Annotated in this window: 10 protein-coding genes and 1 pseudogene; 5 read left to right on the plus strand and 6 right to left on the minus strand. The window is 64.2% G+C overall.

Annotated features, from left to right (window positions below):
* Nucleotides 1-28 precede the first annotated feature (28 nt).
* The 6 genes from ABY403_RS09115 to ABY403_RS09140 all read right to left on the minus strand — a co-directional run bounded on the left by ABY403_RS09115 (nucleotide 29) and on the right by ABY403_RS09140 (nucleotide 4,946).
* Nucleotides 29-1,048, minus strand: a complete 1,020-nt coding sequence (locus ABY403_RS09115) for a TRAP transporter substrate-binding protein (RefSeq protein ID WP_372840473.1) — start codon at nucleotides 1,046-1,048, stop codon at nucleotides 29-31.
* Between the two features lie 35 nt (nucleotides 1,049-1,083).
* On the minus strand, nucleotides 1,084-2,190 hold the full coding sequence (gene modC, locus ABY403_RS09120) for a molybdenum ABC transporter ATP-binding protein (RefSeq protein ID WP_372840474.1): 1,107 nt from the start codon (nucleotides 2,188-2,190) through the stop codon (nucleotides 1,084-1,086).
* Complete coding sequence (modB, locus tag ABY403_RS09125) at nucleotides 2,190-2,870, minus strand: molybdate ABC transporter permease subunit (protein ID WP_372840475.1); 681 nt, start codon at nucleotides 2,868-2,870, stop codon at nucleotides 2,190-2,192. Before modB ends, modC begins: the two co-directional genes overlap by 1 nt.
* Nucleotides 2,867-3,610, minus strand: a complete 744-nt coding sequence (gene modA / locus ABY403_RS09130; protein ID WP_372840476.1) for a molybdate ABC transporter substrate-binding protein — start codon at nucleotides 3,608-3,610, stop codon at nucleotides 2,867-2,869. Before modA ends, modB begins: the two co-directional genes overlap by 4 nt.
* A gap of 127 nt (nucleotides 3,611-3,737) precedes the next feature.
* The gene (locus ABY403_RS09135) at nucleotides 3,738-4,088 is read right to left on the minus strand and encodes a winged helix-turn-helix domain-containing protein (RefSeq protein ID WP_372840477.1); all 351 of its coding nucleotides are present in this window, start codon (nucleotides 4,086-4,088) and stop codon (nucleotides 3,738-3,740) included.
* Between the two features lie 3 nt (nucleotides 4,089-4,091).
* Nucleotides 4,092-4,946, minus strand: coding sequence for a fumarylacetoacetate hydrolase family protein (locus tag ABY403_RS09140; protein ID WP_372840478.1), 855 nt, complete (start codon nucleotides 4,944-4,946; stop codon nucleotides 4,092-4,094).
* Between the two features lie 255 nt (nucleotides 4,947-5,201).
* On the opposite strand from ABY403_RS09140, the gene ABY403_RS09145 reads away from it, so the two are divergent.
* The 5 genes and pseudogenes from ABY403_RS09145 to ABY403_RS09165 form a co-directional block, all read left to right on the plus strand.
* The gene (locus ABY403_RS09145; protein WP_372840479.1) at nucleotides 5,202-6,305 is read left to right on the plus strand and encodes an ABC transporter substrate-binding protein; all 1,104 of its coding nucleotides are present in this window, start codon (nucleotides 5,202-5,204) and stop codon (nucleotides 6,303-6,305) included.
* A 76-nt stretch (nucleotides 6,306-6,381) separates the two neighbouring features.
* Nucleotides 6,382-7,257, plus strand: a complete 876-nt coding sequence (locus ABY403_RS09150; RefSeq protein WP_372840480.1) for an ABC transporter permease — start codon at nucleotides 6,382-6,384, stop codon at nucleotides 7,255-7,257.
* Nucleotides 7,254-8,036: an ABC transporter permease gene (locus tag ABY403_RS09155; RefSeq protein ID WP_372840481.1), complete on the plus strand. Its 783-nt coding sequence runs from the start codon at nucleotides 7,254-7,256 to the stop codon at nucleotides 8,034-8,036. Before ABY403_RS09150 ends, ABY403_RS09155 begins: the two co-directional genes overlap by 4 nt.
* Entirely contained in the window at nucleotides 8,036-9,085 is a 1,050-nt protein-coding gene (locus ABY403_RS09160) for an ABC transporter ATP-binding protein (protein ID WP_372840482.1), read from the plus strand. Before ABY403_RS09155 ends, ABY403_RS09160 begins: the two co-directional genes overlap by 1 nt.
* Before the next feature lie 43 nt (nucleotides 9,086-9,128).
* Nucleotides 9,129-9,454, plus strand: a pseudogene (locus tag ABY403_RS09165) (30S ribosomal protein S12 methylthiotransferase RimO); the annotation flags it as partial.

Genomic DNA, 9,454 nt, shown 5'->3' on the forward strand with positions numbered 1-9,454 from the left:
CTATCGCGGCGGGCACCGACACCGCAGTTCAGCCACCGTTGGCCGCCAACGCCGCCTTGGCCCGCTCCAACAACCCTGCGCCGTCAATCCCCGCGGCCGCCATATCGGCCAGCCACTTCGCCAGCACCGGTTCGGATGCAGCCTGCCAGCGGGCCAACTCGGCCTCGCTCAGCACGGTAACGGTATTGCCCGCCGCCACCGCCTCGGCGCGCATCGGCGCATCGGCACCCTGCTGCATCCGCCCCGCCATGGCCGAGAACGCAGCACCGGACTCGGCGTCGATAATGGCGCGCAGATCGGGCGGAAGGCCCGCGTAACGATCCGAGTTCATCGCCAGAATGAAGGTCGCCGCATAGATCGCACGGCCCGGAAACTCGGTGTGATTGTGCACCAGTTCCGCCGCGCGGATCGAGCTTGTCACCTCCCAAGGCAAAAGCGCGCCGTCGATCACGCCCTTGGACAGCGCCTCGGGCACTGCGGGCACCGCCATGCCCACCGCCACCGCACCAAGCCCTTCAAGCAGTTGCGCGGTAATCCGGGTTGGCGCCCGCAGGCGCAGGCCGGCCATGTCTTCCAGCGTCAGCACCGGGCGCGAGGCATGAATCACACCCGGCCCGTGCACCCAAGTGCCGAGGATGTGCATATCCTTGAAATCGGTGTCGAACATCTCGGCTTCTGCGGTCTGCCAAAACGCCCGGCTGGCCCCCTCGGCATCGCTTAGCAGAAACGGCAGCTCGAACACTTCGGTGCGCGGAAACCGGCCCGGCGTATAGCCCGGCAAGGTCCAGATGATATCGACCACGCCATCGACCAACTGATCGACCAGATCGGCAGGCTTGCCCCCCAGTTGCATCGAGGCAAACCGCTCTATCTTGATGCGCCCGTTCGAGGCCGCCTCGATCCGGTCGGCCCAAGGGTCGAGGATTTCTGCTGGCACATAGCTTTGCGCGGGCAGAAATTGGTGCAAGCGCAGCGTCACTTCTTGCGCGGCAACGGGCTGCGCCAGACCAAGGGCAAAGGCGAGTGCGGCAAGTGCGCGGGCAAGCATCGGCGTTCTCCATCACGGGCTTTCGCGGCATGATGTTAGGGCGCGGGCGATCTGTCCAGCTTGGTGTCATTTGCAACGTCGGTACGCGCAATCGCGACCGATTTCAGAATCGCAAAGATCTTGGCACCCGGTTCCAGTTGCAACAAACGCGCCGAACGGTGGGTGATGCGCGCCTGCGCGGCATCGGGGCCGATGCGCAGCCCCACGGCCACCCCGTCTGGCGCATCGACCAGTGCCGTGACCGTGGCGGGCAGAATGTTCAGCGCCGAAATCGCCTCGGGGCGGGTGCGGGCCAGCATCACATCCTCGGCGGCAAGCCGCATCCGCAGCATGCCGCCGGGGGGTGCCGCCATCAGCGGCACGAACAGCGGCCCGGCGGGGTGTGCGACCTCGCTCAGCCCATCGGCCGCGTGGTGGCGCACAAGCTTCACGTCAAGCACCGCGCCCGCGCCGCGCGCGCCCAGAACCCCGGCCAGCGCAGGATCAGCCAACACCGCCGCAAGCGGCCCTGTTGCCGCAACCTTTCCCGCCACCAGCACCACGACCTGCTCGGCCAGCCGCGCCAGTTCGGCAAGATCATGGCTGACGTAAAGGATGGGCAGCGCGTGCAGCGCGCGCAGCCGTTCCAGATAGGGCAGAATATCAGCCTTGCGCGCCGCATCGAGCGCGGCCAGCGGTTCATCCAGCAGCATCAGCCGTGGCCGCGACAACAGCGCCCGCCCGATCGCCACCCGCTGCCGCTCGCCGCCCGAAAGCCCGGGCACGCGGCGCTCTAATAGCGGGCCGAGATCCAGCATTTCCACCGCCTCGTCCCACCCGGGGCCCGGCAACCCACGCGCCCGCTGGTCAGCGAAGCGCAGGTTGCCCGCAACCGTAAGGTGCTGAAAAAGCCGCGCGTCCTGAAACACATAGCCCACACCGCGCGCTTCGGGTGGGGTAAAACGGCCCGGGCCTTGCCAGATGTCGTCGCCAAACTGGATCCGCCCCTTTGCGTCACGCTCTAGCCCCGCGATCAGGCGCAGCAGCGTTGACTTGCCCGCACCCGACGGGCCGAAAATGGCCGTAACCCCGCTGCTTGCAATGTCATGCGTCACGCTCAGCGAAAATCCGGGGCGCGCAAGACCCACATCCAATCGCAGCATCACGCGCCCCCTGCTTGTGGAAACCTGCGGTTGACGCTGTAGACCGCCAGAAGCAGCACGAACGACACCACCAACATCAACGCCGAGGCACCGTGCGCCTCGGCCAACTTGATCGTTTCGACCTGTTCATAGATGGCGATCGAGATGACCTTGGTCTTGCCCGGAATGTTGCCACCCACCATCAGCACTACGCCAAACTCGCCCAGCGTATGCGCAAAACTCAGCACCATCGCCGTCAGCAACCCGCGCAGCGAAAGCGGCAGCGCGACGGTAAAGAAACGGTCAATCGGCCTTGCGCGCAGGCAGGCCGCGGCTTCCAGCGGCGCGCGGCCAAGCGCCTCGAACGCCGCTTGCAGGGGCTGCACCGCAAAGGGCAGTGAATAGACCATCGAGGCCAACACCAGCCCGGTGAAAGAAAAGGTCAGCGTCTCGCCCGTCAGGCGCAGAAACGCACCGCCAAAGGGTGCGCGCGGCGAAAAGGCGATCAGCAGGTAAAACCCCAGCACCGTTGGCGGCAAGACCAGCGGCAGGGCGGTGATCGCCTCGAACAACGGCTTCAGGCGGCATTTGGTATGCGCAAGCCACCACGCCAGCGGCATCGCCAGAACCAATAGCGCAACCATCACCACCAGCCCAAGCCGCAGCGTCAGCCATAGGGGGGCAAGGTCAGGCAGGGTCATGGCGTGGCTGTGGCGTAACCGAAGGTGGCGTTGATCGGCTCTGCCGCAGGCGAGGCGAGCCAGTCAAGAAAGCCCTTCGCCGCCGCATTATCCGCGCCATGCAACAACAGCACCGCGTCTTGCCGGATCGGCTCGAACAACTCTTGCGGCACCTGCCAGCGGCTACCCTGCATATCGCCCGCCAGCGCCGATAGCGCCACGAACCCCGCCTCGGCACCGCCGGTTGCAACCATGGCGTAGGTTTGGCCGATGTTTTCGCCCAGCACCATCTGCGCCGTCAACACGCCCCACAGCCCCAACGACTGCAACGCCTGCTGGGCCGCAATGCCGTAAGGCGCAAGCTCGGGGTTGGCGATGGCAAGGTGGCGCAGGCGGGGGTCGGTCAGCGATACCGCAGGGTCGGGGCCGATCAGCGCAGGGTCGGGCGACCACAGCACCAGCGCGCCCAGCGCATAGGTAAAACGGCTGCCCGCAACCGCCTGCCCCTCGGCCTCTAGCCGCGCCGGGGTGGCGGCATCGGCCGAAAGCATCGCGTCATATGGCGCGCCTGCGCCGATCTGCGCGTAAAGTTTGCCGGTCGAGCCGGTGGTAAGCTGAATGTCATGCCCGCTTGCCGCCTTGTAGGCCACGGCCTGCGCCTCGGCTGCGGTGGCGTAGTTGGCGGCAACGGCAAAAAGCGCGGTGTCACCGGCCGCGGGTGTGGCGAAAAACAAAAGCGCAAGCAGGCGGGCATTAAGCATTTTTGCCTCCGTTATTTCCCGCCAAACATATCGCATCACCGCCGCCGCGCAAGTGTAATTGCTGCGGCTTTTAGTCCGGGTCCGCGACAGCGCCGCCAAAGGTGTTTTGACAATGCAGAAAGGTCGCCTAGGTGCGGTGCGGCGCGCGCAGCGCCTCAAGCGTGGCAATGGCGGGCGCGGCACCCTCTTCGGCACCGGCCTGCAAAGCGGTGTAGGCGGCCAACACCTGCTGCCCCGCTTCGGTAACGCTGGCCCCCCCGCCCCCGCTGCCACCGCGGTTCGAGCGCACGAGCGGGTGTGCAAACATCGCGTTCAGCACCTCGACCAGCGACCATGCGCGTTTGTAGCTCATCGACATGCGTTGCGCCGCGGCAGAGATCGAGCCGGTTTCCGCGATCAGCGACAAAAGCTCGGCCTTGCCCGGGCCGATGTAACTGCCGTCGTCGAAATACAGCTTGATCTTCAGCCGCGGTGCCAATGCCTATCCCTGCCGTATGCGCTGGGTCTGGCTGCCCAGCCCGTCGATGCCAAGCTGCATCAACTGACCTTCGCGCAGATAGACCGGGGGTTTGAAGCCCATGCCAACGCCCGGCGGGGTGCCCGTGGCGATAACGTCGCCCGGTTGCAGCGACATGAACTGGCTGACATAGGAAATCAGCTCGGCCACGCCGAACACCATCGTGGCTGTCGTGCCGCGCTGGCGCGAAACGCCATCGACATCCAGCCAGAGCCGCAGCGCTTGCGGGTCGGGCACCTCGTCAGCGGTCACAAGCCAAGGCCCAAGCGGGCCAAACGTATCGCAGCCCTTGCCCTTGTCCCAAGTGCCGCCGCGCTCGATCTGATAGCTGCGCTCGCTGACATCGTTGACGACGCAATACCCCGCCACATGCGCCAGCGCCGACTCAAGTGGGATGTAGCTGCCGCCTTGGCCGATCACCACGCCAAGCTCAACCTCCCAATCGGTCTTTTCCGAACCGCGCGGCAGCACAACGTCATCATCCGGGCCGCAGATCGCCGAGGTCCATTTGTTGAAGATGATCGGCTCTGTCGGCACCGGCATGCCGGACTCGGCCGCGTGATCGGCATAGTTCAGCCCGATGCAAACAAACTTTCCAACCGCCCCCACGCAGGGGCCAAGGCGCAACCCCGCCTGCGGCTGCCCAGAAACCAGCGGCAGCGTTGCCGGGTCAAGTGCCGCAATTCGCGCAATACTTTCAGGCAAAAGCGCTTTTCCGGCCAGATCGTCTATTACGCCAGACAGGTCACGCACCCGCCCCTCTGCATCAAGCAGCCCGGGCCGCTCGGCCCCCATTGCACCGTATCGAACCAGCTTCATTCTTCTCCTCCGTTTGGCGCGACACTAGCGCCAAAGGATGCAGCGCGAAAGCCCGATGCCATGTGCCGCACTCGCGTTGCCGCAGCGCAGCGAAAAGTAACGCGGGGTAAATGTAACAGATTTGTTGCAAGCGTCGCGATTCGCGGCAAATCTGGCGCCAGCGAAGGCGCGACGTCGTCGAACCGTCACAAAATGCGCCTATTGCGGTCCGGTGCCCATTCGGGCCCTGACACCTTAACGGGGAGACTGTCTGACATGACTATGAAACCTATGCACTGGCTTGCGGGCGCTGCCGCGCTGCTGTCCACAACCGCGCTTGTGCAGGCGCAAGACATGGCGGCCCTAGAAGCCGCCGCAAAAATGGAAGGTAGCCTGACCACCATCGCGCTGCCGCATGATTGGTGCGGCTACGGCGACGTGATCGCGGGCTTCAAGGCCAAGTACCCGTGGATCACGGTGAACGAGCTGAACCCCGACGCGGGCTCGGCCGATGAGCTTGAGGCGATTCGCGCCAACAAGGGCAACATGGGCCCGCAGGCCCCCGACGTGATCGACGTGGGTCTGGCCTATGGCCCGGCCGCCAAGGACGAAGGTCTCATTCAGCCCTACAAGGTTGCGGCCTGGGATGAGATTCCCGACAGCATCAAAGATGCCGACGGCTACTGGTACGGCGATTACTACGGCGTGATGTCGTTCATGGTGAACAAAGACCTCGTGCCGAACCCGCCGACCGACTGGGCAGACCTGCTGAAGCCGGAATACAAGGCCTCGGTGGCGCTTGCGGGCGATCCGCGCGCCTCGAACCAGGCGATTCTGGCGGTGCTGGGTGCAGGCCTTGCCGCTGGCGGATCGGCCGGTGCCGAAGCGGGCGAAATGGGCCTCTCGTTCTTTGCCGAAATGAACAAGGCGGGCAACTTCGTCCCGGTCATCGGCAAGGCCGGTACGCTGGCACAGGGCGCCACGCCGATCGTGCTGATGTGGGACTACAACGCCCTGTCGGCGCGCGACAACCTCAAGGGCAACCCGCCGGTTGACGTGGTCGTGCCGGCCTCGGGCGTGCTTGCGGGCGTCTATGTGCAGGCAATTTCGGCCTACGCACCGCATCCGAACGCCGCGAAGCTCTGGATGGAGTATATCTATTCGGACGAAGGCCAGAACCTCTGGCTCAAGGGCTACTGCCACCCGGCGCGCTTTAACGCGATGTCCGCGGCGGGCAAGATTCCGGCCGAATTGATGGCGGCGCTGCCGCCGGCCGAAAGCTATGCCGCAGCCTACTTCCCGACGCTCGCAGAGCAAGACGCCAACAAAGGCGTTGTCACCGCCGGCTGGGATGCCGTCGTCGGCGCCAACGTTCAATAAGCGGGTTTGACCGCTCTGCCCGCCCCGGATACATCCGGGGCGGGTGCCATTTCTGCACTTCAAGTCTGGAACCTGCATGACTGCCATTCCCACCGCGCCAACGCGCAGACGATTGCCGCTGAACTGGCTTGGAATTGTGCCATTCGCACTTTTTGCGCTGCTGTTTCTGATCCTTCCGACGATGAACATCGTTGTGGGCGCATTTCGCAACGCGGCGGGTGATCTGACGCTGGCCAATATTCGCGGGTTGTTCGCCCCCTCGATCGTTGCCTCCTACTGGATCTCGATCAAGATCTCCGTCGCCTCGTCGCTGCTGGGTGCGGGAATTGGCTTTGCGATGGCGGCGGCAGTGGTGCTGGGTGGCCTGCCAAGCTGGATACGCAGCCCGGTGCTGACCTTTTCCGGGGTCGCGTCGAACTTCGCCGGGGTGCCGCTGGCCTTCGCCTTCATGGCGACGATTGGCCCGCGCGGCCTGCTGACCCTGTGGCTGCTCGAAAAATGGGGCATCAACCTGCGCGCCGAGGGCTTCACCATCCTCAGCTTCTGGGGCCTGACGATCACCTATGTATTCTTCCAGATCCCGCTGATGATCCTGATCATCACGCCCGCGCTTGATGGGCTGAAGCGCGAGTGGAAAGAGGCCGCCAACATCCTTGGGGCCACGACCTTTCAATACTGGCGCCTCGTGGCGCTGCCGATCCTGTTCCCATCGCTTCTGGGCACCTTTGCGCTGCTGTTCGCCAATGCCTTTGGCGCAGTTGCCACCGCCTATGCCCTGACCGGCTCGTCGCTTTCGATCGTGCCGATCCTGCTGTTCGCGCAGATCCGGGGCGACGTGCTGCAAGACCCGCACCTTGGCTATGCGCTGGCCTTCGGCATGATCGTCATAACCGGCGTTGCCAACGGGCTTTATATCTGGCTGCGCGTGCGCTCTGAAAGGTGGCTGAAATGAAGCGGCTTGTCTCATGGGCGGTGCTTGTTGCGGGGATGGGCTATTTCATCCTGCCGCTGGTCGGGCTTACCGAGTTTTCACTTTCGATGCGGCGCGGCGAATACAGCTTTGACGCCTACGCGGCGGTGCTGGCCGATCCGACCTTTCGGCAGACCTTCAGCTACTCAGTGATAATGGCGCTGCTGACCATCGCCTTTGGCGTGCTTCTGGTGGTGCCCACCGCCTATTGGGTGCGCCTCAAGCTGCCGCGCCTGCGCCCGTATGTAGAGTTTGTGACGCTGCTGCCGCTGGTCATTCCGGCGATTGTCATCGTGTTCGGCTATATTCGGATGTTCAACACCTCCAGCTGGTTGCCGCTGACAGGCTCGACCACCGGCACCAACCTTTTGCTGATGTTCGGCTATGCCACCTTGTCGCTGCCCTACATGTATCGCGCGGTCGATACCGGGCTGCGTACGATCGACGTTGCAACGCTGACCGAGGCTGCGCAGATACTCGGCGCGGGCTGGGTGACCATTCTGGCGCGGCTGATCCTGCCAAATGTGCTGGTGGCGGTGCTGTCGGGGGCGTTTGTCACCTTCGCCATCGTGATTGGCGAGTTCACCTTGGCGGCGCTGTTGAACCGCCCGGCTTTCGGGCCGTATCTGCAACTGATGGGCGCCAACCGCGCCTATGAACCGATGGCGCTGGCGGTGATCGCCTTTGCCATAACCTGGGCTTGCATGGGGCTGATCCAGCTCGTCACCCGGTTCTCCAAACATACGAAGGCAGCCCGCTGATGGCGTTTCTAGACATCGAACACCTCGAAAAATCCTATGGCACGACCAAAGTGGTCAAGGATTTCAACCTTGGCGTAGAAAAAGGCGAATTCGTTTCGTTCCTTGGGCCCTCGGGCTGCGGCAAGACCACGACCTTGCGCATGGTCGCGGGGTTTGAAACCCCCTCGCAAGGCTCGATCCGCATCGACGGGCGCGACATGGCGCGCTTGCGCCCCAACCAGCGCAACATCGGCATGGTGTTTCAATCTTACGCGCTGTTTCCCAACCTGACCGTGGCGCAGAATGTGGCCTTCGGGCTGAAGGTGGCGGGCAAGAAACGCGAGTTGATCGAAGAGCGCGTGGCCGAAATGCTCGACACTATCGGGCTTTCAGACCTTGGCGCGCGCTATCCTTTCCAGCTTTCGGGCGGCCAGCAGCAGCGTGTGGCCTTAGCCCGCGCGCTGGCCGTGCGCCCGCAGGTGCTGTTGCTGGATGAGCCGCTATCGGCGCTGGACGCAAAGATCCGGGTCAGCCTGCGTGGCGAGATCCGCGCGATTCAGAAAAAGCTCGGCATCACCACGATCTATGTGACCCACGATCAGGAAGAGGCGCTCAGCATGTCTGACCGCATCGTGGTCATGCATCAGGGTATCGCCGATCAGGTCGGAACCCCGTTTGAAATCTACAACCGCCCGACCACGCGCTTTGTGGCCAATTTCGTCGGCACGCTGACGCTCTTGGAGGCCGAGGTGCTTGACCCCGCCCTCGGCAAGGTGCGCATCGGCGATACCGAGGCGGTGCTTGGCCGGGCCTTGCCCGCGGGCAAGGTCACACTGGCGGTGCGGCCCGAAATGATCAGCCTCGGCTCTGCGCCGGGGCGCGAGACCGAGGTGACCGGGCGCATCGTCGATGTCGATTTTCTGGGCTCTGTGATCCGGCTTCGCGCAAAGATCGGCGATGCAGTGGTGGCCTTCGACACTTTCAACAGCTCACATTCGGTGCCGCCGAAGGTGGGGGCAAGTGTCACGCTATCGCTTGCGGCCAGCGATCTGTTGCTGATCGGAGAATAGGCAGGGCTTTCGCGCGACCCCGCGCAACGCTATATGCCCTGCCATGAGCCCGAACCCGCCCAACCTCCGCCCCGACCTTGCCCGCGCGCTGGTGCCCGACGCACCGCGCCCCGGCCAACCCACCATTGGCATGGTCAGCCTCGGCTGCCCCAAGGCGCTGGTCGATAGCGAACGCATCCTGACGCGCCTGCGCGCCGAAGGTTACGCCATCAGCCCCGATTATGCCGGCGCGGATGCGGTGATCGTGAACACCTGCGGTTTTCTCGACAGCGCCAAGGCCGAAAGCCTAGAGGCGATCGGCGAAGCCCTGCGCGAAAACGGGCGGGTGATCGTGACCGGATGCCTGGGTGCCGAACCCGATTACATCAC

The organism is Phaeovulum sp., assembly GCF_041596715.1.
GTDB lineage: Bacteria > Pseudomonadota > Alphaproteobacteria > Rhodobacterales > Rhodobacteraceae > UBA6213.